We start from the raw sequence: 26,559 nt of genomic DNA, 5'->3' as shown, positions 1-26,559 counted from the left end.
GAAATACAGGACATTGAGAACAAACTAAACAACAGACCAAGAAAACGATTAGGGTTTAAGACGCCTATGCAGGCGTTCTATAATATTAATTAGCGTTGCACTTGGTGTGTTAATCTAAGATTAAAAAAAAATCTCACATATAAAGGAAGCGGACTATGGCAATGCCAGGACGTGGCGGGATTTTAACCTGCCATATTGAAGATATGGAAACGTTATACGCAAGCTATTTATCCTTTGTGACCAATGGCGCATTATTTGTGCCGTCTGATAAAACCCAAAAGCTGGGCGATGAAGTGTTTATTGCCGTCACTCTGCCCAATTCTAGCGAACGCTTACCGATGAATGGTAAAGTGGTTTGGATCAATTCAAAAAGCCAAAGCGGCCGCCCAGCAGGTTTTGCGGTACAAATAGGCACTGATGTCGCTGGGCTAAGAATCAAAAACGAGGTCGAGCGCTTATTAGCCGGTAAGCTTGATAGCTTGCAGTCGACTTATACGATGTAGTGTTTTTACAGAGCGTGAAATGTATTTGCTATTAGCATAATACATTTAGCGAAAAAATGAAAAAAGCAGCCGTTATATTGATGAGGCTGCTTTTTTATGCGCCGTATTTTGTTAAATAATACGTGCATGCATTTAGCTAATAGCGCGGTGGTACATACATATCATCGGGAATTGGCTCGCGGTAATATTCATCATCGCGCTTGCGTTCGGGCAATTCAATCTCATCGCGCGGTACTTCTTTATAGGGGATTTGCTCAAGCAAATGAGCAATACAGTTTAGCCGAGCGCGTTTTTTATTATTGCCTTCGACCACCCACCACGGCGCTTCAGGAATATGGGTGCGCTCAAACATGGTCTCTTTGGCTTTGGTATAATCCTCCCAGCGCCGACGTGATTGTAAGTCCATCGCTGACAGCTTCCACTGCTTAAGTGGGTCGTGAATCCGGCTCATAAAGCGCGAATGCTGCTCGTCATCGGTAATCGAAAACCAGTATTTAACCAAGCGAATACCTGAGCGCACCAGCATACGCTCAAATTCAGGCACCGATTGAAAGAACTCTTCGTACTGGGCATCGGTACAAAATCCCATGACGCGTTCAACGCCCACACGGTTATACCAGCTGCGATCAAACAAGACAATCTCGCCAGCGGCGGGCAAGTGCGCTACATAACGCTGGAAATACCACTGTGACTGTTCGCGTTCGGTTGGTGCGGGTAGCGCAGCAACGCGGCAAACACGCGGGTTTAGACGCTGAGTGATACGCTTGATAGCGCCACCTTTACCCGCAGAATCGCGCCCTTCAAATATCACCACAATGCGCTCGCCGTATTCGACCACCCAATCTTGCAGTTTGATAAGCTCTCGCTGTAGTCGCAGTAATTCTTCAAAATAAGTACGCCGATCGAGCTTTTCTTGCTCACTCATCGCGCGGCCATCAAAACGAAAGTCGCGCACATAATCGTCTATCTCATTTTCCAGCTCTTCGTCATAGCTGTCGATCAAATCTTGATGCATTTTGCGGCGTAGCTCATCGCCAAACACTTCTTTATCCATACGGGTAATAAAGCTGTCTTGTTCGAGTGCTGACAGTTCTTGCCGCTTGGGGGCGTTTAAGGTTTGTCGGTCAATCGATGAGGGACCTTTGCTCATAATAAGCTCCTAAGCAATATTTTTATGGTTATTATTCATTATGATAGTTCTATATGTGGTTTATTACTCTAGCACATTTACAATAACGCTATGAGTACGCCGTGTTTACTTGTTGCAGTCTTTTTAATATTTTTTTCAGCCACAACAAAAAACACCCTTTAATCATCAGATTAAAGGGTGTTTTAAAAGCTTAACGCTATTTATTAACTAATGGCTTATTTCTAATGACATCAGTGAGAATATTATTTCTCTAAGATGCAAGTAACGCCTTGACCGCCAGCGGCGCAGATTGAGATAAGGGCGCGACCTGAACCTTTTTGGTCTAACAATTTGGCAGCAGTGGCTAGGATACGACCACCGGTTGCGGCAAATGGATGACCTGCGGCAAGTGATGAGCCATTGACGTTTAGCTTACTACGATCGATAGAGCCTAGTGGCGCATCAAGACCCAAACGCTCTTGACAGAACTTCTCATCTTCCCAAGCTGCTAGCGTTGATAACACTTGTGAGGCAAACGCTTCATGAATTTCATAGAAGTCAAAATCTTGCAGCGTTAAACCAGCGCGCTCAAGCATACGCGGTACCGCATAAGCTGGCGCCATGAGTAAACCTTCTTTATCGCCAGATTTACCGATAAAGTCAACGGCAGCCGTTTCTTGATGAACGATGTATGCTAGTGGTTTAAAACCACGCTCTTTGGCCCATTCGTCATTGGCTAATAGCACACAAGAGGCACCATCGGTTAGCGGCGTCGAGTTAGCGGCTGTCATGGTTGGGTTGGCATTCTTTTTACCAAACACGGGTTTTAGTTTAGCAAGCTTGTCTAACGTCGTATCTGGGCGCAAGTTGTTATCGCGCGTCAAACCTTTGTATGGCGTGATTAGGTCGTCAAAAAAACCTTCGTCATAAGCGCGTGCTAGATTTTTATGGCTATTAAAGGCAAGCTCGTCCTGATCTTCACGGCTGATGTTCCATTCAAGGGTGGTAATCGCTTGATGGTCACCCATGGATAAACCCGTACGCGGCTCGCCATTTTGTGGTGAGTCGATCAAATCTTTAGGATTTAAACCCATTAGCGCTTTTAGACGTTGTTTGTTGTCTTTAGCTGCGCCCAATTTGATTAACACTTTACGTAAGCCATCACCAACCGCGATAGGGGCGTCAGAGGTGGTATCCACACCACCAGTAATCGCCGAATCAATGATACCAAGGGCGATTTTATTGGCAGAAGCAAAGGTTGCTTGTAAGCCAGTACCGCAAGCTTGTGAGATATCGTACGTTGGTGTATGTGGGTTCAATGCCGTACTTAGCGTTGCTTCACGCGTCAAGTTGATATCACGGCTCAATTTCATCACCGCACCAGCAACGACTTCACCGACTTTTTCGTCTTGTAAGTTAAAACGCTCAACCAAGCCATCTAACGCGGCGGTTAGCATGTCGGTGTTGCTGACATCTGCGTATGTACCGTTTGAGCGAGCAAAAGGAATACGGTTGCCACCTAGGATAGCGACGCGATGTTGACCCGAGCTCAGGCCAGTTTTGCTTGATTCTTTAGCGGTCGTAGCAGTTGTTTTTGTACTAGCTGTGTCAGTCTTTTTATTGGCATCTTTAGCCGCACTATCATCTTTAGTAGCGTTAGTAGTTTTGCTGTCTTTTGAGCTTTTTTCAGCGGTGCTCTCCTTTTTTGAATCATCTTTTTTAGACTCGTCTTTCTTAGAATTATCTTTATTAGAGCTGTCTGTTTTCGTATCCGCTGTTTTGGCATCCAACTTTTTATCGTCCGCTTGTTTCGGCTCAGCGGTTTTTGAGTTTGCCATTGTGTCAAAAACGTTTGGGTGCTTGGCGTCTTCAGTTGCTGCTTTTTTGGTTGCTGCGTCAGTCGCTGTTTCGGTATTTTGGCTATCACCAGCTTTTACGACGGTCGTTTCAACAACAGGGCTATCAGGGTGATTGTTTTTAGTACTCATAATATTATCCTTAAAAAATATGGGTAGAAGATAAAAGGGAAAAACAAAAGAGAAAAACATAGTACACGGCAGAGAAGGTTAGCATAAGGCGCTTTTTACGCGCTTACTGTATCTCTTTAGCAAACGATGTGACGCTAATTTTAAGCTCATGCCTTCAATGCTAACTATCAAACGCTACTGATTATACTGGTTAGTATTGATTAATAACATTGCATAACGAAGCTTTTGATAATATATTGTTATCTATAAATGCATTTGCCATAACTTATACGTTAGATTTTAACATAAGTGGGGTGTTTTTAAGGCGAGAAAAAGTTGCTATCTTGTATACTGGCTTGTCTACAGATTATGATAGACAGGCGCAGCTTTTGGACTTGTTTTGCATGGAAGTGTATAGTTACAGCAGTTTTTAACCTGTTTACTCATATTAATAATTTTTTTTCTTCTCATTAATTATAGGATTATATTATGTCAGACCGTTATGGTGATTTTGTGCAGTCTTCTATTGGCCGAAAAGTGGCAAAAAATCTAGGCTTGCCGATGCCAGTCGAGTTGGATCGTTTTGATAGTGGACAGCCGTCAGTACGTGGTAGTGTATTGGTTGGCCGTGCTGATGGCGACAATACTGCCATCAGCGAATCAGTTGCCCGTATTTTGTCAGATTTGCATGCTGATGTATTTGTTAATAGCCGTGATCCGGTAAAAGACGCACTGGCTGATGCAGGCGTGAAAGCCAAAGCCAATACCGGCGGCGATGACAAGTTTAAAGTTTTATTGTTTGATGCCAGCAATATCAGCAATGCTGATGAGCTCAAACTAGTGTATGAGTTCTTTCATGCCGTGGCGCGCCGCGTCGAAAAATCAGGTCGCGTTATCGTTATCGGTCGTCCACCAGAAGATTTGAGCGATATTGAGGCGGCATTGGCGCAGCGCTCGCTTGAAGGTTTTGTGAAATCTGTCGGTAAAGAGTTTAAGCGCGGTATCACCGCCCAGCTTATCTACGTGGCAGAAGGCGCTGAAAAGAACCTAGACTCAACGTTACGCTTCTTTGCCTCAGCGCGCTCAGCTTATGTGTCAGGACAAGTGGTACGTGTTACTAATGGCGACAACGTTGATGTCGATTGGACGCAGCCTTTAGGCGGTAAAACTATGCTGGTCACTGGCGCAAGTCGCGGTATCGGTGAAGCCATCGCTCGTGTGTTGGCACGCGAAGGCGCCCATGTTATTTGTCTTGATGTACCGCAGCAGCAAGCGGACTTACAAAAAGTCGCCAGCGAAATCAGTGGTTCAGTATTAACCGTTGATATCACTAGTGAAGATGCGGGCAAAGAAATCGCAGAAGCGGCGCAAAAGCGTGGCGGTTTAGATGCCGTTATTCATAATGCTGGCGTGACCCGTGATAAGACACTGGCAAAAATGGACGAGAAAAAGTGGGATATGGTCATCAATATCAACTTGGGTAGTATCGCCAAGCTAAACCGCTACTTGCTCGATAATGATGTATTAAAAGACCATGCACGTATCGTCTGCGTCTCATCTATCTCAGGTATCGCTGGTAACCTAGGTCAAAGTAACTATGCCACCTCTAAAGCGGGCGTCATTGGTTTGGTAAACGCGACTGCTAAGCAGCTAGAAGACGGCTCTAAAGGCATGACCATCAACGCTGTAGCGCCAGGATTTATCGAAACGCAAATGACAGAAGCCATTCCGTTCGCCATTCGTGAAGCCGGTCGCCGTATGAACTCAATGAGCCAAGGCGGCTTACCAATCGATGTGGCTGAAACCATTGCATGGCTTGCGTCACCAGCTTCTGGTGGACTAAATGGCAACATCGTGCGTGTTTGTGGCCAAAGCTTGTTGGGTGCATAGCTTGTTGGATGCATACTCAGTAAAATAGAGGCAGAATACTGCTCGATAAATGACTAAATCATAGTGAGCAAGCCTGTATTAAGTAAGTAGGGTGTATGAGGTTTTTAAATGGACCTCACATATGCTTACGAAAAATTGCTGATAAATTGTAATAAAGCTGCCCGAGGGTGGCTTTTTTATGATAAAAACAGGTATGAATAAAAGCATGTGCCAGTAAATGAACCAGTAAACCAACCAGTAAACAAATAAGCCGACAAACGAATGCTTCACTGTTTACAAGTAGCCAGATAATTTGCTCCAGCCTCAGTTAGCTCAACCCCATTTAGGATTTATTATGTCAGACAAACATTATGATGCGTTGCCAAAAGCGCATACCACCTACGCCAATATCGTCAAGAGTCTATTGCCTATTGGTAATAACGAAAAGGTCAGCCGCGATCAGTTGCCACAAGCGACGTATTATGTAGATAATTTGCACATCGACCAAAATAATCTTGACGATTATCGTAAGATTTGTGGTTTCGCCGACAATGGCAAAATACCGATTACCTATTTTTCTGTTTTATCACAGACGTTACAAATGAATATGATGGTCAAAGAGCCATTTCCCTTTGCTATGCTAGGTTTGGTGCATGTGGATAATAGCGTGACGCAGTATCGTCCTATCGGTGAGCGTGAAACGGTAGCGATGGCGGTGAAGTTTGATAATCTACGCGACCATGCGCAAGGCCAGCAGTTTGATTTTGTCACCACCGTTAAGTCAGATGACGAGGTAATTTGGGAAGGCACTTCTACTTATTTGTCACGTGGAAAAAAATCAGGTAGCAAAGATAAAAAAAGCACGCCGCGTCCAGTGACCGTTAAGCCTTTGGTGAATGAAGAAGGCGTGCACAGTATCTTTGAAGTACCAGAAGATATCGGCCGTCGTTATGCGTTTGTTTCAGGGGATTTTAACCTCATCCATCTCCATCCATTATCGGCACGCGCATTTGGTTTTCCAAAAGCCATCGCCCACGGCATGTGGTCAAAAGCTAAATGTCTAGCGCTGGTGGATGAGCTACCAGATGCTTGCACGGTCAATGTATCATTTAAGCTGCCTATCTTTTTGCCAGCTGAAGTAGAGCTGATCGCTGAGCCGATAGCGCAGTTAAAGAGCCCAACCGATACTTGCGAGTTTGGCTTATTTAGTGCTAAAAACGACAAGCCGCATCTTGCTGGTGTGATCAAACTGCAAAGCGAAAATCAATAGATTGCGCCATATTTCTAACCTTTATATTTTATTAACCAATTATTCATTATGACTTTACATGACAATGCAACAAGCGTAGCTGCGCCCGATAACTCAGCTACCATAGATGAATCTACTGCTAAAGATAACGGTATCGATTTGGAAAATATGTTTGAGCCGTATTTTCGCCCTGATGACAACACCATCGTGTGCGGCGCCCTCGACGACGAAAAGGTCGCTACTTTAGCGGCGGCTGGCGTTGAGTTGGTGCTTAACTTGCAGCCAGATGATGAGCTAAATTTTGATGAGCGCGCGGCGGTAGAGCGCGCTGGTATGCATTATGAGCAGCTGCCTATCAGCGGGGCCAAGGATTTAAAACAGTTAAATATATTGGCGTTTGATAACATCTTGCGTCAGTACCATGGCAAAAAAACCGTCTTGCACTGTGGTTCTGGTAATCGCGCTGGTGCAGCGGTAGCATTGCGTGCGGGCTGGTTACGCGGACGCAAAATGGATACGGCAATGGAGCGCGGGCGCAGTCATGGTTTGACGAAGCTAGAAGAAGAGGTTCATAATCGTTTATTGGTTCCACGCTAGACTCATGGCATACTAAGCATGTAGGGCAAACTGTACGCGTTACATATGAGCGACATGCAACAAAAAAGGCGACCAATAGGTTGCCTTTTTTATGAGCAAATTTCGTGATTAATTAGCTAATGAATTTTTTGACTATAAAAAATGTTTTTATAAATAAAGCGAGTGAATAATGAAAAATAATAATGAGAAAGCTGATAATCAAAACGTCTATACGTCTATTAATCCTGTTATTCAGCAAAAATTACAACAATTGCTAACATATTTGCAGCTTGATGACGCACCAGCTGGCGGTGCCTTGGTGGTTTATCAAGCGGGGCAATGTATTGCTCAGGCTAGTGTGGGAATGGCGCGCGCGGATTTGTCATGGAGCCCCGATACCCTATCGCTGAATTTTTCAACAGGGAAAGGGGTGTTGGCGACATTGGTGCATGTGTTGGTCTCCGAGCATATGCTTGATTATGACCGAGCGATTGCGGATTATTGGCCTGCTTTTGCCGCGCAAGGAAAAGAACAGATTACTTTACGTAGCGTCATGTCGCATCAAGGCAACTTGTTTTCGATTCAAAGTATCGATGTCGATAATGACATGGTGCTCGATTGGCAGCTCATGCTAGAAAAGGTTGCTGCTATGCCAGTAACAGCGCCTGAAGACAGCGCCTTATATGAGAGCGCTTATAGCGCCTTGGTTTACGGTTGGGTACTGGGCGGCGTGATAGAAGCCGTTACCCATATGTCATTAGCCACAGCGCTGCGTCACTATTTGACTGAGCCGCTAGGAATTGCAGACAGCTGTTATTTTGGGCTGCCAGACGATAAAGTAGATGAAGTGGCTCATTTGGTTAAATATTTCCAAACAGACGAACACACAGCCCAGCAAATAAGCAATCAGGAGCTGTCGCAAGCGCGACCTCGCCGCAGCAAACCCGTGTTAAGAGCGGATTCTGAAAATACTTTGCGTATTTATTCAAGCCTACCAAGCTATACTTGTTGGCAAAAAAGAGCACTAACCAATCAAGCAGGCGCAAATGAAAGCGCAATGGCAGATGGGCTGCCTAATTTGGATACAGCAAAAATTAACCGTTTATACTTTAATAACAGCCAGCTTAATCTAAAAAACTATAAATCGGCTCTTGTGTTGGCTAATAAACAACCTATCGATTATTACGATAAACGGACGCTACAAGCCATCATTCCCGCTGCCAACGGCGTGGCATCAGCGCAAGCATTAGCAACTATTTATGCCATGCTAGCCAATGGCGGTACATGGCAGGGGCAGACATTAATTGACGACGCAACATTTAAGCAGCTTTCAACCCCGCAAACCACTGGCATGGACGCGGTAATGCCGGCGAAAATGAACTGGCGCTTGGGCTATCATCGCAGGTTTAGCATTTGTCAAAGTGAAGCTTCTAATATGAGCGCGCAAGGTTTTGGGCACATGGGTTATAACGGTTCGGTTGCGTGGTGTGATCCTGCGCGGCAATTGTCGTTTACCTTTATCCATAATTTTGATGTAACAATGCTCAATGATGTCCGCCAGTTTGCGCTGACGGAAGCGGTATTAGATTTGATTGACGCTGGAATCTAGTAGACGTGACTCTTGAACTTACCTCAATATTCTTGTTGCCAGTATGAAAAACAGAAATACAGGTGCTTAAAGGATAAGTAGCAACACTATAACTAACAAAAGTATTGAGGTAGTCGTCCGAAATTATCCATGGCGCGGCTTATTAGGCGTGAGTTTAAGCAACCTTGGGGAAATCAAACCATGGATAAAGATAGACGCCAAAATGACAATTGAGCAGACTATCCAAAGTTTAACAGCGTCTACTTCATCAAAGAAGCCTTGATTGAGGGCGTAAGACAGATAATATAAGGTGCCAATACCGCGTATACCGAGCGCAGAAATGGCATACTTTTCAGTATAGGGCAGCTTTAATCCTGATAGAGCAATCAATCCGCCAATCGGTCGAATCAATAATAAAAAGGTAAAGCTGACGATATAGACGCGCCATGTCAGCTCAACGCCCGCTTGCAGTCCTTGACCTAAAAACATGCCAAAAACCACAAGAACTAAGGACATCAGTAAGCCTTCTGACTGCTCAGCAAAATCGTGCAGCTTTTGGTGATAACTGTGTTCACGCTCCGAGCGTCGAAAGGCAAAGGCGGCGACAAATACTGCAATGAAGCCATAGCTGTGTACATATTCTGCCAAACCATAGGCCAGCAAGGTGAGAGCTATCACCACATAACCTTGAGAGATGGAGGTATTGTGGCTGTATTTTGAAAAGACCAATTTTGCTAGTAATTTACCAACCACAATCCCGACCACCAAACCTGCGCCAATTTTCCACAGCACATCAGTCGTAAACCATTGCCACAGCATCTCACCTGTGAACTGCTGCCCGCCGCTATAAGCTTCTGCGACCTTAATCGCTAAATAGACAAATGGGAACGCCAAGCCGTCATTTAACCCTGCTTCTGAGGTCAAGGTAAAGCGCGGTGTATCCTCGCCGCCAGTATTGGGCGGTCCGACTTGGATACTAGAGGCTAGCACAGGATCGGTCGGAGCCAGTACCGCACCGAGCAAGATGGCCGCGCCTAATGTCAAACCAAAAGCATAATAGCCTAAGAGCGCCATGGCAAAAATACCAATCGGCATGGTGATAAGTAGTAAGCGCACAGTCGGGCGCCATAAGTGCCACGACAGCTCAGTATCTATCTTGATACCTGCACCAACCAGCGAAACCAATACCACGATTTCGGTCAGTTTTTCGATAATTAAACCGTTATCCATCGGATTTAAAAAAGATAAACTGGTCCACCAATAGCCCATGAATAGACCAAAGCTTACTTGCAGCATGGGCAGCGAGATGGGCGTACGTTTAAAAAGAATAGGAAACAGTGCCCCGAATAAAAAGGCAATACCGCAGACCAATAAGAATAAATTATAGTTTTCAATCATAAGTTTGGTGCACGCTATTTTTTGGTTTTAAAAAGATAAAGTTACAAGAGGTTTAATCGCTATTAATAATGAGCGCAAATGCTTTTTATTACCGCAAAAAAACGTTAACAGAACGGCGGTAGCGTTGTTTTTTGGTGAAAAAAAGCCTGCATGGCGCAGGCTTTGGGTAATTCTATAAGGTTAGTGATAAATCATTGCGTTTACAGATTTATTTAACGCTCAACTTGGCTCACATCACGGACGGCACCCGTATCGGCACTGGTAGTCATAGCTGCATAAGCACGCAGCGCAGGCGAGACGTGACGCTCACGGCTCACAGGCTTCCATGCGTTACGTCCACGCGCTTCCATCTCTTCACGGCGCGCAGCAAGCTCGGCATCGCTGACTTGCATATTGATGGTACGGTTCGGGATATCAATATGAATGGTATCGCCTTCTTGTACTAAACCAATCGCGCCACCTTCAGCTGCTTCTGGGCTGGCGTGACCAATGGATAAGCCTGAGGTGCCGCCAGAGAAACGACCATCTGTGAGCAGCGCACACTCTTTGCCCAAACCTTTAGACTTAAGATAAGTTGTTGGATAAAGCATTTCTTGCATACCAGGCCCACCTTTTGGGCCTTCATAGCGAATGATGACCACATCGCCGGCGACAATTTGGTCATCAAGCACGGCGGCTACGGCAGCGTCTTGTGATTCAAAGATACGTGCGCGTCCGGTAAAGACTAAGATGCTTTCATCGACGCCTGCGGTTTTAACCACGCAGCCGCGCTCAGCAATATTGCCGTATAGTACTGCTAAGCCGCCATCGGTTGAATAGGCATGCTGAGCACTACGAATACAGCCCGACTCACGATTGACGTCAAGGTTTGGCCACTCTTTTGATTGCGAGAAGGCCTGCGTGGTACGGACGCCACCAGGAGCGGCAATATAGCGCGCACGTGCCTCAGTATTATCAGGATTCATGATATCCCATTTATCGATAGCATCTCTCATGCTTGCGCTATGAATGGTTGGGATATCGGTGGTCAGTAAACTGGCACGGTCAAGCTCGGCAAGTAACGCCATCACACCACCAGCACGGTGGACATCTTCCATATGATATTTTTGTGAAGCAGGAGCGACTTTCGACAGGCAAGGGACACTACGGCTTAGGCGGTCAATATCATGCATTTTAAAATCAACTTCCGCTTCATTGGCGGCAGCCAATAGATGCAAGATAGTATTGGTCGAGCCACCCATCGCAATATCTAAGCTCATCGCATTTTCAAAAGCGGCTTTGGTAGCGATAGAGCGCGGTAATACCGAATCATCGTCTTGCTCATAACGGCGCTTGGCCAATGATACAATCGTGCGACCCGCTTCTAAAAACAACTCGCGGCGTAACGAATGCGTGGCTAATAGAGAGCCATTACCCGGCAATGATAAGCCTAATGCTTCGGTCAAGCAGTTCATTGAGTTGGCGGTAAACATCCCAGAGCATGAGCCACAAGTTGGGCAAGCCGAGCTTTCAATGGCCAAAACATCTTCATCGCTGATATTATCGTCAGCGGCATCCATCATGGCATCGACCAAATCAAGCTTACGAATCGCATTGCCTTTACTATCGGTCGTGTGCACATCGCTGCCACCATCATTATTATGGCTATGAGCGACAGTGCTAGCGATGACCTTGCCCGCTTCCATCGGGCCGCCAGAGACGAAAACAACAGGGATATTGAGGCGCATGGCTGCCATCAGCATACCAGGGGTGATTTTATCGCAGTTAGAAATACAGACTAGGGCGTCGGCGCAGTGGGCGTTGACCATATACTCAACCGAGTCTGCAATCAAATCACGGCTTGGTAATGAATACAACATGCCACTATGGCCCATGGCAATACCGTCATCGACCGCAATGGTATTAAACTCTTTTGCCACGCCGCCCGCTTTTTCAATCTCACGCGCCACCAGTTGCCCCAAGTCTTTTAGATGCACGTGACCGGGGACAAACTGGGTAAAGGAGTTGGCAATGGCGATAATCGGTTTGCCAAAGTCGCCATCCGTCATACCCGTTGCACGCCATAGGGCACGCGCACCGGCCATATTACGACCGCCAGTAGAAGTTTTTGAGCGATAATCCATGTGATATTCCTTACAAATAAGCGAGATTTATAAACGTCTGCAGCATCCGCTGTCATACGGATAGTGTGCTTTTTATGCCATGTGAGTACTAGTGAATAATACTAAGGCGTTACCATACCATTAGATATGGATAACTGAAAATCATTAACCAATAATCATAAAGACTTGAGGGTCAATATTTAAACGAGGCGCTCTAAAATAGCGGTCTCAAACCAAGGCAAATCGGCTTTATCGGTTTCAAGTTTGGCGATGACGACTAAGGCGTGAGGCGCTGGCAAGAATTGATAGTCAGGACTGGCAGCAATAGTCAGTAGCTGTTTATCGTTTTCGGCGTGCTCATCAATACTGATAAGTGTTTGCTTAGTATTCTTATAAAGCACATCGATACGACCAAAAAACTGCCACTCTTTAAAAGCAGCAGTAAGCGCATCGGCTTCATCTTTGGTATAAATTTGCTGGGTGTCTTTACCAGTATTGGTCCAATGCAGGCGTACGGCCAATTGCAGCGCTTCGCTAAACACCACCAATGAGCCAATCACTTTGACATGCCAAGGGCTGGTGATTAGCGCCTTATCAATACCGATAAGTTTCGCCGCCTCGTCAGCTGTCATGGGGGTATTAAACTGGGCAAGTAGGGCAGGTGTTAATGGATAAGTCTGTTTAATGCTGTCATCTAAACTGTCGTAATGATACAAAAAGGGCAGTGGCATATCCTGCGTCATGATTTTTTTGCTGATTTTACAATTATGGATACGCCAACTGATTGCCTTATCAGTTAATGCCTCAGCTAAGATAATGGCGTTTGGCTCAATGCTTGACATGGTTGACGGTGCGCTATCTTCAAGCGTTTCATTAACCGCAGTATGATTTCTCATAGTGTCATGAGCGTGGTCGCTATGAGCGTCAGTAGTGTTTGATGATTGGGATAATTGGGTTGGCAAGGCAGTCAAATCCATAAACCTGAGGTGATTAAAATAGAGGATTAATATAACATTTAAAGCGCACGGCTCGCCAATAAATTAATCGTATCACTTATAGAATTGTTGATAGCAAAACCCAGTAAAATTGAAAGTGGCTAGTGAATGTATCAGCCACTTGTACTCAATCCAAATTTCGTCCACTATATTTGCTGAGCTATTTACTCTTTAGTACTGACAACCAATTGATGACAACTAATTACTAATAAAAGGTTAAGGAATAAAAATGAGTCAAGATACCCAAACCAAATACGATGATAATAATATCTTTGCCAAAATGCTTAACGGTGATATCCCTTATCATAAAGTTTATGAGAATGACAAAACCCTCGCCTTTATGGATATCATGCCGCAAGCAAAAGGTCATGTACTGGTCATTCCTAAGCAAAAAGCCGTTGATTTAGTCGATCTTGAACCAGAATATGCCGCAGCAGTACTGATGACGTCCAAAAAAGTCATGCAAGCGCAGCGTCAAGTATTCGAGCGTGAGGGTATTATTCAAATGCAGTTAAATGGCGCACAAGCCGGACAAACTGTTTTTCATTACCATGTGCATCTAATTCCATCGAGCATTCATGAGCTAGGTCGTCATGCGGTCACGCAAGCAGATCAAAGTGAGCTTGCTGAGATGGCGAAACAGTTAGCAGGCGCTATTAATCCTTAATGTCTTAAATTGACCATTCATAATGCAATCATCAAAAAAAAGGCAGCTAACAAGTTGCCTTTTTTATTGCTGAGTAATAGTCATGTAACAAACGTTAAAATAGTGTTACGAGTCAGGCACTTGCCTAGGGTTTTTGCAGAGAGTGTGATAAAAATTATATTTGTTTTATAAACGGTTTAATAAGAGCCGAACGAGATACTGCCTCTATTCATACAAATTTATAAAGTAGGCGATCTTACTTCTCTTGTTGTATTTAGCTTTCATATTTATTGTTATTTTTTGAGGACATCATTTTTTATGAGTAAATTACCTCGCTCTACTATTTTGTTGCCAGTATTCGTGCCAGCCGCAACCATTATGTTGTTATTAGTGATTGGCACAGCCCTCAACCCTGAAGCTGCGGGTGAGTTGTTCAGCAAAGTTCTGGCTTTTACCACCGATACTTTCGGATGGTTTTATATGTTGGCAGTTGCCATATTTTTGATGTTTATTATTGCCTTAGCCTTCTCGCCGTATGGCAGTATTAAGTTGGGCCCTGACCACGCGGATGCTGAATATAACTTCCTTGAATGGTTTGCCATGCTATTCTCAGCGGGGTATGGCATTGCCTTACTGTTTTATGGCGTTGCAGAGCCAGTATTACATTTCGCCAGTCCACCCCTGTCCACACCGCAAACTATTGCGGCGGCAAAAGAGGCGATGCAAATTGCTTATTTCCACTGGGGTTTTCATATTTGGGCGATTTATGGTGTGGTTGGCTTGTCACTGGCGTACTTCTCGTTTCGGCATGGTCTGCCATTGTCCGTGCGCTCAACGCTCTATCCACTAATCGGTGACAAAATCCATGGTCCCATTGGGCATACCGTCGATGTGTTTGCGATCGTCGGTACTATGTTTGGTATCGCCACCAGTTTGGGATTGTCAGTCGCGCAAATTAATGCAGGTTTAAATTATCTGTTGCCAAATACGGTGCCAGTCAGTACCACGGTACAAGTGATTATCATTGCCTTGGTAACGGCCGCAGCGCTCGTTTCGGTATTGGCAGGTATGGACAAAGGGGTAAAGCGCTTATCTATATTAAACATGGTGCTCGCCACTGCCTTGATGCTATTTGTATTTGTTGTTGGACCTTCAGTATTTATTCTAAATGCCTTTATGGAAAACACAGGTAGTTATTTGGGTAATATCGTCGAGCGTACCTTTAGTTTACAAGCCTATCAATCGAGCGATTGGATCGGTAGCTGGACGCTGTTTATTTTTGCATGGACCATTGCTTGGGCGCCTTTTGTTGGGCTATTTATCGCCAAGATTAGTCGTGGACGTACCATTCGTGAGTTTGTTCTTGGTGTAATGCTGGTGCCAACGTTGTTTACCTTTTTCTGGTTCTCGGTATTCGGTGATACTGCGCTACACATGATAATGGTCGATGGTTATGAGGCACTGATTAGCGAGGTACAAAACAACCAAGCCATTGCGTTATTTAAGCTTTTAGAGCAACTACCATTTACTCAGATTGTCTCGTCATTGACCGTGCTATTGATCATTACCTTTTTTGTGACTTCGTCAGATTCAGGCTCATTGGTGATTGACTCGCTCGCGGCGGGTGGACGTAGCGATACGCCTTGGTGGCAGCGTACGTTTTGGGTTGTCACTGAGGGTGCTGTCGCGGCGGTGCTACTTATCGCAGGTGGTTTGAGTGCATTACAAACTGCCGCTATCGTCAGTGCCTTGCCGTTTGCAGTGATTATTTTGATCTCGACCTTTGGTATGTGGCGAGCGCTGCGTATTGAAGGCCATCGTAACGAGAGTTTGGCCAACGACAATCATTTACCGCCGCATCTGTTAAAACTAGACGCTTGGCGTGACCGTATTGATTATATGACCAATCAGCCAACGCGCGATAAAGTGCTGGGTTATATTAAAGGTACAGTGCTATCGTCGATGCAAGAGGTGGCAGAGAAATTTGCCGAAACCGGCTGGTTGCCTGAGGTTAATTATGATGAGATTAATAATCGCGCCGTACTAGAACTAAGACGCGGGGATAATGTGGAATTCTGGTACGAAGTGCGCTTGTCAGAGCACGAGGTGCCTGATTATTATACCGAAGACATGGCCAATGAATTACCACAAGAGCATCATCATCGCGCCGAAGTCTATCTGCGCCGCGGTGGTCAGACCTATGATTTATATGGCTATCAGTCTGAATCTGTGATTAATGACATTATCGATCAGTTTGAAAAGTATCTACACTTTGTCAATGTTTCGCCAAATATCTTGCCGTGGCGTATGCAGCAACATGATGATGACATCACGCTGGAGCAAGGCAGTGTGTTCGATAAATAAATGTGTATTCGTGCGATAAAAAAGGCAGCTAAGCAGCTGTCTTTTTTCGTTAAATAGCGATGTTTTTCAATATTAATAAACAAAGCAATATTTTTTACCATCATTAGGTAATGTAACTATTGGCTCAGTGATTTAAAATTTATTTGAATAACTGGGCGTTATATAACAATATTAGACGCATACCCAAATTTAAGATTTTTTGAGAATTTTTTATGAGTAAACCTCGCTCTACTATTTTGATGCCAGTATTTATACCGACGGCCATTGTCATGTTATTGCTGGTAGTGGGGACATCGGTCAACCCACAGCTGGCGAGTGATTTGTTTGTCCAAGTACTAGAATTTACCACCGAGACATTCGGCTGGTTTTATATGCTAGCAACCGCGCTGTTTTTGATGTTTGTGGTGGTGCTCGCATTTTCGCCTTATGGCAGTATCAAACTAGGGCCTGACCATGGTGAGGCGCAGTACAATTTTATTGAATGGTTTGCGATGTTGTTTTCGGCAGGGTACGGGATTGCTTTGTTATTTTATGGGGTAGCGGAGCCAGTGACGCATTTTGCCTCGCCGCCGCTATCAGAGCCACAAACTATAGCTGCGGCAAAAGAAGCCATGCAGATTGCTTACTTCCATTGGGGTTTCCATATTTGGGCAATTAATGGCGTCGTGGCCTTGACGCTAGCGTATTTTGCTTTTCGTCACGGTTTGCCGCTATCAATGCGCTCGACGCTGTACCCCATCATCGGTGAAAAAATTCATGGGCCTATTGGTCATGCGGTTGATGTGTTCGCCATTTTAGGTACTTTATTTGGTTTGGCCACCAGTCTTGGCATTTCAGTGTCGCAAATAAATACGGGACTCCATTACCTATTACCAAGCATTCCAGTCAATACAACCGTGCAAGTAATCGCCATTGTCTTGATTACGGGGCTGGCCTTGATATCAGTGCTTGCAGGTATGGACAAAGGAGTCAAACGCTTATCTATCTTGAATATGATACTGGCAACGGCGCTGATGCTATTTGTATTTGCGGTAGGGCCGACGATATTTATTCTCAACGCCTTTATGGAAAACACGGGTAGTTATCTAGGTAATATTGTCGAGCGTACCTTTAGTCTGCAGGCCTATCAGCAAGGCGATTGGATAACCAGTTGGACGCTATTTATTTTTGCATGGACGATTTCTTGGTCGCCTTTCGTCGGTATTTTTATTGCCAAGATTAGTCGTGGTCGTACCATTCGCGAGTTTATCGTTGGCGTGATGCTAGTACCTACCATCTTTACTTTCTTTTGGTTTGCGGTGTTTGGTGATACAGCACTAAATATGATTATGGTTCAAGGCTATGAATCGCTGATTACTGAAGTGCAAAATAACCAAGCGATTGCTTTATTTAAACTGCTTGAGAATCTACCGTTTACCCAAGTGGTATCTGTACTGGCTGTGGTACTTATCATTACCTTTTTTATCACCTCATCCGATTCAGGTTCATTGGTGATTGACTCGCTCGCAGCGGGCGGGCGCAGTGATACGCCGGCATGGCAGCGTACGTTTTGGGTATTGATACTTGGCGTTGTTGCCTCGGCGTTGCTCTTAGCAGGTGGCCTGCAAGCGCTGCAAACAGCGGCAATTGTTAGCGCCTTGCCCTTTACGATTATTATTTTGATTGCGATGTTTGGCATGTGGCGAGCGCTGCGTATCGAAGGTCATCGCAATCAAAGCCTGGCCAGTGACAATCATCTGCCGCCGCATCTGTTGAAACTAGATGCATGGCGTGACCGCATTGACTATATAACCCAGCAGCCAACGCGCGATAAAGTTTTGGGTTATATTAAAGGAACGGTTTTATCGTCGATGCATGAGGTTGCTGAAAAGTTTGCCGAAACGGGTTGGTTGCCTGAGGTGAATTTTGATGAAGTCAATGACCGCGTGGTATTTGAGCTCAGAGGCGGCGATAACGTCGAGTTTTGGTACGAAGTGCGTTTATCGGAGCATGAAGTGCCAGATTATTATACGGAAGAGATGGCGAGTAAACTGCCGCAAGAGCATCATTATCGGGCGGAAGTTTATCTACGCCGCGGCGGGCAAACCTATGACTTATATGGCTATCAATCAGATTCAGTGATTAACGATATTATTGATCAGTTTGAAAAATATTTGCACTTTATTAATATATCTCCTGACATTTTGCCGTGGCGTATGCAAGTACATGATAATGATATTACCTTAGAGCAGGGCAGTGTTTTTGATAAATAGGCATTTTTTCCTTGACGTGCGCTAAGCAAATGATTGCCTCTATCACTTGCAATAAAGTTAAGAACCCTTAGAATAACGGCTTGTTTTCACTACGAATCAAGCCGTTTTTTATGCTTATAAATAATCCCGTGTCTAATCAAGCATCAGCAGAAGCTAATAATGACCATCCTTTATTGCAGCCCTTGGTTATTGGCGGCTTGACGATTGAAAATCGTCTGATGGTCGCACCGATGGCTGGCGTGACGGATAATCCGTTTCGTAGACTTTGTAAATCCTTTGGCGCAGGGCATGCCGTTAGTGAGATGATCATCGCTGATACTGCACTTTATGCGCGCAAAAAATCGCTCTACCGCGCCAATTTTGATAACGAAATAGCGCCTATTTCTGCGCAGATAGCGGGCGCAGAACCGGATAAATTGGCAGAAGCGGCACGTTATCAAATTGATAATGGCGCGCAGATTATTGATGTCAATATGGGCTGCCCGGCCAAAAAAGTGTGCCGTAAATTGGCAGGATCTGCGCTCTTGCAAGACGAAGATTTGGTCGCGCGCTTACTGGATGCGGCGGTAGGAGCCGTTGATGCTCCTGTGACCTTAAAAACGCGTTTGGGGTTTGAAAATGGCCGCGAAAATATTTTGCGCGTGGCCAAGCGAGCAGAGCAGGCGGGTATTGCTGCGATTGCCATTCATGGTCGAACGCGTGAGGATATGTATACTGGGGAAGCGCGTTATGAGCTGATTCGCGAAGTCAAAGAAAGCATTAATATCCCTGTGATTGCCAATGGCGATATCGATAGCGCGCAAAAAGCGCAGCGTGTCTATGAGCTGACCGGTTGTGATGCGGTGATGATAGGGCGTGCTGCGCAAGGGCAGCCTTGGATATTTCGCGATATCGAGCATTTTTTGCGCTCAGGAGAAGTGCTTGCTGCACCTAGTGTGAGCGAGATAAAAGAGATTGTCCTAGCGCATTTGCAAGAGCTATATGAGTTTTACGGCGAATATTCAGGCTGCCGAATTGCTCGCAAGCACATTGCGTGGTATACCACCGGCATCCCTAATTCCAACGCTTTTCGCCAAGCCATGTATGGTGAAGAGAGTACCGCTGGGCAGTTTCGCGTGGTCGAAGACTTTTTACACGCGCACGAATAGCAAGAAAAAACGGTCAGTTTAAGCAATCCACTTGATAATAAATACCTAACTGCTAATATTCATGATATTAAATGCATTTTACGGCTTATTTATTAACTTCAATCCAATTATATTTGTTATGCTTTAGGCGAACATTAACGGAAGTATCATTTACGAAAAGGATCTTTTATGGTCAACCCCTCAAAAAAAGCAATCAGCAAAGCAGTCAAAGATAAGCATATTATTATCACAGGGGCATCAAGTGGTATTGGTGAGCGTACGGCCTATTTGCTCAGTGAATGCGGTGCTCATGTGATCTTGCTGGCACGTACTGAAGACAAATTAAAAGCTGTGAAAGACAGTATCGAGGAGCTTGGTGGTAAAGCTACTTATTACCCTTGTGATCTGACCAATATGGATGATATAGAAAAAGTCAGCGCGCAAATTTTGGCAGATTTCGGTCATGTAGATGTCTTGGTTAATAATGCCGGTCGCTCAATTCGCCGCTCGGTGCACGAGTCTATAGATCGCTTCCATGATTTTGAGCGTACCATGGATATCAATTACTTTGGCGCGGTTAAAATAGTGCTTGGGTTTTTGCCGACGATGATTGAACGTCAGACTGGTCAAATTGTTAATATATCATCGATTGGTGTGCTGGCGAATAGCCCGCGTTTTGCCGCTTATGTCGCTTCAAAATCGGCATTGGATGCCTTTAGTCGCTGCTTGGCTGCTGAAGTAAAAGGCGATAATGTCACCATTACCAATATCTTTATGCCATTGGTGCGTACGCCGATGATTGAGCCCACTAAGTTATACCGCTACATGCCTGCGCTGATGCCTGATGAAGCGGCGATGATGGTCGCCAAAGCGATTGTCCATAAACCAAACAGTATTGCCAGTAACATGGGTAAGTTTGCCTCGGCGACTTATTCATTAGCACCAGCGATCAACGTTGGTATTCAATCGATGGGTTACCGTATTTTCCCAAGTACCCGTGCGGGATTAACGAGTGATAAAAAACCAAATATCGCGCAGCGTGCTTTTGCCAGAATTCTACCGGGTGAGCATCATTAGAGTAGGTTTATTTCACCTTGACCTAAAATGGAAAAAGGATACTTCGGTGTCCTTTTTTAACGCTCTAAAAAGTATGAATGCTTATATCAATGAGTAAAGCAGGGGTTTTTATTGACGCTAACGCTGCTTGTAATATTTTTTGATAGGTTGGCTTAGCGTACTCAATAGGGTATTTATAATGATTAACTCGAGGTTTTCAATGCTTAAACACCAACGGCAAGCACTAGTAGTAGAGGGTGGTGGAATGCGCGGCGCATTTACCAGTGGCGTTTTAGACGCATTTTTACAACAACATTTCAACCCTTTTGATCTTTGTGTGGGCGTGTCCTCAGGCTCTACCAATGTTGCTAACTATTTAGCTGAACAACAAGGTCGCACCCTGCATATTTATCTAGATCATTCACTGCGATCTGAGTTTATTCATTATGGCCGTTTTTTTAAAGGCGGTGATTTACTGGATTTGAAATGGATGTGGAACGTGGTGGAACAAGAATATCCACTGAATCAGGCACAATTATTGACTAATAATGCTGAATTTTACATGGTGCTAACACACGCTGTTTCAGGTGAAGCGACCTATATAAAAGCTTGTGAGGACAATATTTTGGATGGTCTAAGAGCATCAAGTTCTATTCCCGTGCTCACCCGACAAGCAGTAGAAATATCTGGCGAGCCATATTTTGATGGGGGCGTGGCCGATGCTTTACCTGTACATTGGGCTGCTCAACAAGAGGGGGTTGCTAAGCTGATGGTTATCCGTACTCGTCCTAAAGATTACTATAAAGCAAGTCACAAAGGTGATCAGTTATTGGCCAAGTATTTTTCTAAGCAACGCCAGGGTTTTGCCCAAAGCTTGTTGGCACGAACAGAACGTTATAATGCGGCTGTACAATTTTTACATTCTGCATCCTCACAAAAAATCGTAGAGGTTTGCCCACCTGACTTAAAAAATATGGCAAGTCGATTGTCCAAAAACAAAGCTAAGATCCGTTATAGCTACGATGTGGGATTGGAAGCAGGTTACAAAGCCATTGAAGATTGGCACAAAGTTTAATCTGCTCAAGGCGTGGGAGTTCGAAATGACTGGCTGTCTTAAAAAACGTTTCTCAGTTTAAGAAAAGGCCTGTTAATACTCATGCTTATAAGGGTGTAGGATTGATACAGCTCCCTAATTAAGACTTGAGCCTTTAGCTATGGGCAAGCCATTCCCAATCCTCCATACGGCAATATACATTTAGCCGTGCAGGAAGATATTCCCAACGAAACCAGTCCTTTCACTCTTCAAACCTATTAATAGACCACTTATAACAGACTAGCCAAACACACGCCACATTATCCAAAATAACCCTGCCATCACCGCAGCAATGACCAATAGCCGCTTTGCCCAATAAGGAATAAGCGGTTTTTTATAGCCCAAATCATTGAGCTGACTGTCGACACCATCTTGTAGACTTTGGAAGCCTTGCTCCGTTGGCGTGGTTTTAACGCGAGTCTTTGTCAGACGCTCTGTCTCTTCTTCAACTTGTTCTCTATCAAAGCTAAAGGCTTGGCTTGGGATACCTTGTTTGTTGGCGATAGTCGTGAGGGTTTGCTGCTGCTGGTTCTTTAGCGCAAGCTCATAAGCATCTATGCGAGATTTGGCGGCATCCATACTGATATTTTCATCAGCGGCCAAGGTTTTAATTGCCTGCACCAAATTGCCTTTTTCGACCATCATCATAACGGCTTTTGGCAGTTTTTTATTGGCGGGCGTTGAGCCTGAATCAGAGTCAAACATGACAGTCCTTATTTGGGTGTGATACTAGGTAGGTGAGGGTATTATAACCATTTTATCGGCGCAAAATTCAAGCAAAAAAATACCGCAACCATTATCATGTCTGCGGTATTTTCATGGCGCTTATCCTATTTTAATAAAAAAATGGCAATAAACGCTTCTTATAAATTATCTAGGACAATTTATAGGTCTTTCCAGCGTTGGATAGACTCTTTGATGACTTCTTTAGCTTCTGCGACGTCACCCCAAGATTCGACCACCGTTGTACCGGCTTTTTTAAGGTCTTTATAATGGCTAAAATGGAATTGTAATTGGTTGATAAGCTGCTTTGGTAAGTCTTCTAGGCTGTTATAAGCATTGCCTGTATCACGGTCGTCAGCCGGTACGACGACGATTTTGTCATCAACTTCGCCATCATCAACGAATTTCATGACGCCAATGACTTTTGCTTTTAAGAAAATACCAGTCGGTAAAGGCTGTTCTGTGATGATAAGCGCATCTAACTCATCGCCATCTTCATCAAGGGTTTGTGGGATAAAACCATAGTTACAAGGTTTGGCAAAAATCTGCGGATCAACACGGTCAAGCTCAAAAACTGCCAATTCGCGATTCCACTCAATTTTATGGCTGCTACCAGTTGGGATTTCTACGACCACATTAATGATGCCGCCATCGACGTCGCCTGCGTCCAAAATTTTATTAAAATCTGCCATAAATTGCTCCAAGGTGCTTTTGTTATGAATGCTTCAATGATAAAGGGTTAAATGTTGGCGCGCTAAGGTTTTTGCTGCGCCCAATTTGTGCGCCTGCGATTATAACAAGTTTGACTCAAATTTTCTCATAATGCTTAAGTCTAAGCGTGCACGATATTATGCAAAAAAGGATTATGCAAAAACAGTAATTAAAAACTATTTAGGAGCGAGGGCACGTAATTGGATATGTCCAGCATGACGCTTGGCAATATTAGAGATAAGTTTTTGCGTCACTTGTTCATAGCTTAAACAGTTGGTCATTGCTGGCATAGATTGCTCTGCTGCCTGCGCTGCCAGTTGTTTATCCTGCGCTTGCTTATCCATGGCGGCAAAGTCAGCCAGTCGTAACATTTGCATGCCCGCATAGCCGCAAGGGTTAATGGCATTAAAGGCCGATAAATCACAATCTAAATTAATCGCGACCCCATGATAACTAAAACCATGCTTGATTTTAAAGCCAAGTGAAGCGATTTTACCCAGCATAATGGCGTCATCAATCGGAAGCTCAGTGAGTGGTTGAGCCTTGTCATTGCTGGCAGTATTCAGATGGCTATATAAATAAACCCCGGGCGCATCGCGGCGGGCATGAGCGCTGATAAGACTACTATTAGACGCATGGCTCTTTAGGCAGTCATTGACTACGTCTTCAATCGCTTGCTCGGCGTGCGATACCATGTTGCGCACACTCCAGCCCAAACTGTCCAGATCAAACAACCAATAGATAACCAACTGTCCATGCCCGTGCCATGTCACCTGACCGCCGCGGTCGGTCTTGATAATCGGCGTATTGGTACGTTGTAAGATATGCTCTTCTTTACCGGCTTGTCCAAGCGTATAGACATCATTGTGATCGACAATCCAAAGCTCGTCAGGCGTGCGTAGACCTTGCTCTTTTTTCAGCGCGATACGCGCTAACGTACGCGATAGCATAGCATCAAGGGTGGGAACATAATCAGCAGCTGAAAGTGATTTGCTGACCAGCATATCATTGAGTGGTTGCGCGGTATTTTGCATGAGAGTGATTGTCTTATGGTTTTGTTATTAAAAAAGGGGCTTCTTATTGATATTTAGTGTAGCAGTTTTAGCTTTTGTGCCCAAATCTAAATTTTGCTGTTTAATGTATGAATTAATTGTCCGAGCTGCGTTAAAAATACGGTTAAATTGCGGCAATATAACCCTTGCCTGACACGTATTTCATACAAACCCAGTAGTCAATCAAAGGTGCTGTTCATTGATTGGACAATGCGCTACATTAAACGGCATTGAATAAAATACTGTTTAGCAGCATTGAATGGAATCTCAGGCGCTTTTCGTACTTTAGAGACTGCTTATTTTAACGACCATAGATTCAGAGTCCTAAATCGATAATAGCGTACTGACTCTAACGCTCATAACAAGGAAGACAAATGACTGATAGTAATCAAAATACACCCTCTCAAAATGAGTCTACGCCAACCAATCAAACTCAAAAACCAAATCATGCTCATAATGCAGATGAGTCTCTTAGTATCATTAAAACGGTCGCTGATATGCAAGCGCAATTTGCGCGCTTACAAAAGCTGAGCCGCACGCAGCCTATCAATGATTGGACCACGCGTGAAAATCAACTCGATAATTTAGAGGTGATGCTAAGCGACAACCAAGCGCTACTTGCCAAAGCGATTAGTGCCGATTTTGGCTATCGCAGTGAGTCCGAAACACAGTTTGCTGAGCTATTTCCAAGCTTTACCGGTATTAGCCATGCAAAAAAGAATGGTAAAAAATGGATGAAGCCGCAGCGGGTATCGATTTCAGCGCTTTATATGCCAGCTCATAATGAGATTCAGCCGCAGCCGCTTGGCGTGGTCGGTATTATGGTGCCTTGGAATTACCCGCTATTTTTAGCAGTCGGACCGATGATTGATGCGCTGGTAGCGGGCAATCGCATTATGATTAAGATGAGCGAGGCGGCACCGCAATTTGCTCAAACCTTTGCTGAGACTATTTCGCGTTATTTTTCACCGGATATGGTTTCTGTGGTGATTGGCGAAGTTGAGATTGCCGAAGCCTTTAGTAAACTGCCTTTTGACCATTTATTGTATACTGGCTCGACTGCGGTCGGCAAAAAAGTCATGGCGGCGGCGGCACCGAACTTAACGCCAGTCACCCTTGAGCTGGGTGGTAAGTCGCCGGTTGTCGTTTTAGAAGGTGCTAATTTAGAAAACGCTGTTAATCGCGTGATGATGGGTAAAACGCTTAATGCGGGTCAAACCTGTATTGCGCCTGATTATGTATTGGTTCAACGTCAATATCATGAGGAATTTACCCGTCTGGCAAAAGAGTGGATGGAAAAGCATTATCCCAATATTGCAGACAATCCTGATTACTCGCACATCATCAACGGCGAGCAGTTTAAACGCGTCAAAGGCTATCTCGATGATCTAGAAGATGACCATATCCATCAGTTGACGGATGCAGATGCTGATCACGACAGCCGCCTGATGCCGCCAGTGATTGTCAAAGAGCCTGCGCCTGATAGTGAGCTGATGCAAAACGAGATTTTTGCGCCGATTTTGCCCTTGATGCACTATGACACTCTCGATGATGCTATTGATTTTATCAATGAGCGTCCACGCCCGTTGGCACTTTATGTCTTTGGTGACAACAGCAGCGAGATAGATCAGGTGCGTAACAATACGGTGTCAGGCGGTCTGTGTATCAATGAAGTCATTATGCATGTGGCGCAGCATGACTTGCCGTTCGGCGGGGTTGGGCACTCAGGTACGGGCTCTTACCACGGTAAAGCTGGTTTTGAGCGACTTAGTCATATGAAGCCGGTATTCATACAATCGAAGCTCAATGGTCTTAATATTTTATTGCCGCCGTATGGTGGTGTATTTAAAAAAGCCATGGCACTGTTTTTAAAATAACAATACGCTCTAAATAAGTAGCGTTATAAAAAATAGCATCTACTCAGGTAGGTGCTATTTTTTATCTAAAAGTTAATCCATTACCTTCAGAACATTCAAAATAAGTAGTTAAAAACCGCTTTTTAGAATGAATGAGCATTTGTCATCTTATCTATAAATCGCTACACTTTGTAGACCACCTAAACAAAATGGTGCTAGTTTTTAGACGCACTCTAAGTAAATAAATTAATAATAAACAACAGACTTTAGGTGTAAAAATAAGCTTTACTAAACTTAGAAATA

The 26,559-nt window shown here is 44.5% G+C and carries 20 protein-coding genes; 12 read left to right on the top strand and 8 right to left on the bottom strand.

Going from position 1 to position 26,559, the window contains the following annotated elements; translation table 11 throughout:
* Window positions 1-155: 155 nt before the first annotated feature.
* Complete coding sequence (locus A7325_RS11450) at window positions 156-503, top strand: PilZ domain-containing protein (RefSeq protein ID WP_068408248.1); 348 nt, start codon at window positions 156-158, stop codon at window positions 501-503.
* A 136-nt stretch (window positions 504-639) separates the two neighbouring features.
* Here the strand turns inward: A7325_RS11450 and ppk2 are convergent, their stop codons facing one another.
* A complete protein-coding gene (gene ppk2 / locus A7325_RS11445) occupies window positions 640-1,653 on the bottom strand; it encodes a polyphosphate kinase 2 (protein ID WP_264298329.1) in 1,014 nt (337 codons plus the stop codon).
* Between the two features lie 242 nt (window positions 1,654-1,895).
* Entirely contained in the window at window positions 1,896-3,470 is a 1,575-nt protein-coding gene (locus A7325_RS11440) for an acetyl-CoA C-acetyltransferase (RefSeq protein WP_082894394.1), read from the bottom strand.
* Between the two features lie 618 nt (window positions 3,471-4,088).
* Here A7325_RS11440 and A7325_RS11435 point away from each other — a divergent pair.
* From A7325_RS11435 to A7325_RS11420, 4 genes are all read left to right on the top strand, one after another.
* A complete protein-coding gene (locus A7325_RS11435; RefSeq protein ID WP_068408244.1) occupies window positions 4,089-5,489 on the top strand; it encodes a 3-oxoacyl-ACP reductase in 1,401 nt (466 codons plus the stop codon).
* A 334-nt stretch (window positions 5,490-5,823) separates the two neighbouring features.
* Window positions 5,824-6,738: a MaoC family dehydratase gene (locus A7325_RS11430; RefSeq protein ID WP_068408242.1), complete on the top strand. Its 915-nt coding sequence runs from the start codon at window positions 5,824-5,826 to the stop codon at window positions 6,736-6,738.
* A 48-nt stretch (window positions 6,739-6,786) separates the two neighbouring features.
* A complete protein-coding gene (locus A7325_RS11425) occupies window positions 6,787-7,314 on the top strand; it encodes a beta-lactamase hydrolase domain-containing protein (RefSeq protein WP_068408240.1) in 528 nt (175 codons plus the stop codon).
* A gap of 169 nt (window positions 7,315-7,483) precedes the next feature.
* Window positions 7,484-8,902: a serine hydrolase domain-containing protein gene (locus A7325_RS11420; RefSeq protein WP_068408238.1), complete on the top strand. Its 1,419-nt coding sequence runs from the start codon at window positions 7,484-7,486 to the stop codon at window positions 8,900-8,902.
* 123 nt (window positions 8,903-9,025) lie between these two features.
* Here the strand turns inward: A7325_RS11420 and A7325_RS11415 are convergent, their stop codons facing one another.
* The 3 genes from A7325_RS11415 to A7325_RS11405 form a co-directional block, all read right to left on the bottom strand.
* Window positions 9,026-10,279 (bottom strand): cation:proton antiporter, encoded by a 1,254-nt coding sequence (locus A7325_RS11415; protein WP_068408236.1) that lies wholly within the window; start codon window positions 10,277-10,279, stop codon window positions 9,026-9,028.
* A 212-nt stretch (window positions 10,280-10,491) separates the two neighbouring features.
* On the bottom strand, window positions 10,492-12,402 hold the full coding sequence (ilvD, locus tag A7325_RS11410; RefSeq protein WP_068408234.1) for a dihydroxy-acid dehydratase: 1,911 nt from the start codon (window positions 12,400-12,402) through the stop codon (window positions 10,492-10,494).
* Between the two features lie 179 nt (window positions 12,403-12,581).
* A complete protein-coding gene (locus A7325_RS11405) occupies window positions 12,582-13,358 on the bottom strand; it encodes a hypothetical protein (protein ID WP_068408232.1) in 777 nt (258 codons plus the stop codon).
* Window positions 13,359-13,605: 247 nt separating this feature from the next.
* Between A7325_RS11405 and A7325_RS11400 the strand changes: the two genes are divergently transcribed.
* From A7325_RS11400 to A7325_RS11375, 6 genes are all read left to right on the top strand, one after another.
* Complete coding sequence (locus A7325_RS11400) at window positions 13,606-14,043, top strand: HIT family protein (RefSeq protein ID WP_068408230.1); 438 nt, start codon at window positions 13,606-13,608, stop codon at window positions 14,041-14,043.
* 297 nt (window positions 14,044-14,340) lie between these two features.
* Window positions 14,341-16,386, top strand: a complete 2,046-nt coding sequence (locus tag A7325_RS11395) for a BCCT family transporter (protein ID WP_068408228.1) — start codon at window positions 14,341-14,343, stop codon at window positions 16,384-16,386.
* Between the two features lie 212 nt (window positions 16,387-16,598).
* On the top strand, window positions 16,599-18,638 hold the full coding sequence (locus A7325_RS11390) for a BCCT family transporter (protein ID WP_068408226.1): 2,040 nt from the start codon (window positions 16,599-16,601) through the stop codon (window positions 18,636-18,638).
* A 110-nt stretch (window positions 18,639-18,748) separates the two neighbouring features.
* Window positions 18,749-19,786, top strand: coding sequence for a tRNA dihydrouridine synthase DusB (gene dusB / locus A7325_RS11385; RefSeq protein WP_082894392.1), 1,038 nt, complete (start codon window positions 18,749-18,751; stop codon window positions 19,784-19,786).
* Between the two features lie 168 nt (window positions 19,787-19,954).
* Window positions 19,955-20,842: an SDR family NAD(P)-dependent oxidoreductase gene (locus A7325_RS11380; protein WP_068408224.1), complete on the top strand. Its 888-nt coding sequence runs from the start codon at window positions 19,955-19,957 to the stop codon at window positions 20,840-20,842.
* A gap of 199 nt (window positions 20,843-21,041) precedes the next feature.
* Complete coding sequence (locus A7325_RS11375) at window positions 21,042-21,896, top strand: patatin family protein (protein WP_068408222.1); 855 nt, start codon at window positions 21,042-21,044, stop codon at window positions 21,894-21,896.
* 258 nt (window positions 21,897-22,154) lie between these two features.
* Here A7325_RS11375 and A7325_RS11370 read toward each other — a convergent pair whose 3' ends face one another.
* From A7325_RS11370 to A7325_RS11360, 3 genes are all read right to left on the bottom strand, one after another.
* The gene (locus A7325_RS11370) at window positions 22,155-22,619 is read right to left on the bottom strand and encodes a hypothetical protein (protein WP_068408220.1); all 465 of its coding nucleotides are present in this window, start codon (window positions 22,617-22,619) and stop codon (window positions 22,155-22,157) included.
* A gap of 179 nt (window positions 22,620-22,798) precedes the next feature.
* Window positions 22,799-23,329 carry an inorganic diphosphatase gene (locus A7325_RS11365; RefSeq protein ID WP_025651820.1) on the bottom strand — a complete coding sequence of 177 codons (531 nt, stop codon included), beginning with the start codon at window positions 23,327-23,329 and terminating at the stop codon, window positions 22,799-22,801.
* Between the two features lie 195 nt (window positions 23,330-23,524).
* On the bottom strand, window positions 23,525-24,382 hold the full coding sequence (locus tag A7325_RS11360; RefSeq protein WP_068408218.1) for a lipoyl protein ligase domain-containing protein: 858 nt from the start codon (window positions 24,380-24,382) through the stop codon (window positions 23,525-23,527).
* Between the two features lie 392 nt (window positions 24,383-24,774).
* Here A7325_RS11360 and A7325_RS11355 point away from each other — a divergent pair, with 392 nt between their 5' ends.
* On the top strand, window positions 24,775-26,277 hold the full coding sequence (locus tag A7325_RS11355; protein ID WP_068408216.1) for a coniferyl aldehyde dehydrogenase: 1,503 nt from the start codon (window positions 24,775-24,777) through the stop codon (window positions 26,275-26,277).
* Window positions 26,278-26,559 lie beyond the last annotated feature (282 nt).

The organism is Psychrobacter sp. SHUES1, assembly GCF_001652315.1.
GTDB lineage: Bacteria > Pseudomonadota > Gammaproteobacteria > Pseudomonadales > Moraxellaceae > Psychrobacter > Psychrobacter faecalis.
Note: the sequence above shows the minus strand (reverse complement) of the source record. Positions and strands in the feature narration are given on the sequence as shown.

Coding starts and splice junctions, on each gene's coding strand:
- A7325_RS11450 (WP_068408248.1), top strand. CDS start 156: ATGGCAATGCCAGGACGTGGCGGGATTTTAACCTGCCATATTGAAGAT.
- ppk2 (WP_264298329.1), bottom strand. CDS start 1,653: ATGAGCAAAGGTCCCTCATCGATTGACCGACAAACCTTAAACGCCCCC.
- A7325_RS11440 (WP_082894394.1), bottom strand. CDS start 3,470: ATGGCAAACTCAAAAACCGCTGAGCCGAAACAAGCGGACGATAAAAAG.
- A7325_RS11435 (WP_068408244.1), top strand. CDS start 4,089: ATGTCAGACCGTTATGGTGATTTTGTGCAGTCTTCTATTGGCCGAAAA.
- A7325_RS11430 (WP_068408242.1), top strand. CDS start 5,824: ATGTCAGACAAACATTATGATGCGTTGCCAAAAGCGCATACCACCTAC.
- A7325_RS11425 (WP_068408240.1), top strand. CDS start 6,787: ATGACTTTACATGACAATGCAACAAGCGTAGCTGCGCCCGATAACTCA.
- A7325_RS11420 (WP_068408238.1), top strand. CDS start 7,484: ATGAAAAATAATAATGAGAAAGCTGATAATCAAAACGTCTATACGTCT.
- A7325_RS11415 (WP_068408236.1), bottom strand. CDS start 10,279: ATGATTGAAAACTATAATTTATTCTTATTGGTCTGCGGTATTGCCTTT.
- ilvD (WP_068408234.1), bottom strand. CDS start 12,402: ATGGATTATCGCTCAAAAACTTCTACTGGCGGTCGTAATATGGCCGGT.
- A7325_RS11405 (WP_068408232.1), bottom strand. CDS start 13,358: ATGGATTTGACTGCCTTGCCAACCCAATTATCCCAATCATCAAACACT.
- A7325_RS11400 (WP_068408230.1), top strand. CDS start 13,606: ATGAGTCAAGATACCCAAACCAAATACGATGATAATAATATCTTTGCC.
- A7325_RS11395 (WP_068408228.1), top strand. CDS start 14,341: ATGAGTAAATTACCTCGCTCTACTATTTTGTTGCCAGTATTCGTGCCA.
- A7325_RS11390 (WP_068408226.1), top strand. CDS start 16,599: ATGAGTAAACCTCGCTCTACTATTTTGATGCCAGTATTTATACCGACG.
- dusB (WP_082894392.1), top strand. CDS start 18,749: ATGCTTATAAATAATCCCGTGTCTAATCAAGCATCAGCAGAAGCTAAT.
- A7325_RS11380 (WP_068408224.1), top strand. CDS start 19,955: ATGGTCAACCCCTCAAAAAAAGCAATCAGCAAAGCAGTCAAAGATAAG.
- A7325_RS11375 (WP_068408222.1), top strand. CDS start 21,042: ATGCTTAAACACCAACGGCAAGCACTAGTAGTAGAGGGTGGTGGAATG.
- A7325_RS11370 (WP_068408220.1), bottom strand. CDS start 22,619: ATGTTTGACTCTGATTCAGGCTCAACGCCCGCCAATAAAAAACTGCCA.
- A7325_RS11365 (WP_025651820.1), bottom strand. CDS start 23,329: ATGGCAGATTTTAATAAAATTTTGGACGCAGGCGACGTCGATGGCGGC.
- A7325_RS11360 (WP_068408218.1), bottom strand. CDS start 24,382: ATGCAAAATACCGCGCAACCACTCAATGATATGCTGGTCAGCAAATCA.
- A7325_RS11355 (WP_068408216.1), top strand. CDS start 24,775: ATGACTGATAGTAATCAAAATACACCCTCTCAAAATGAGTCTACGCCA.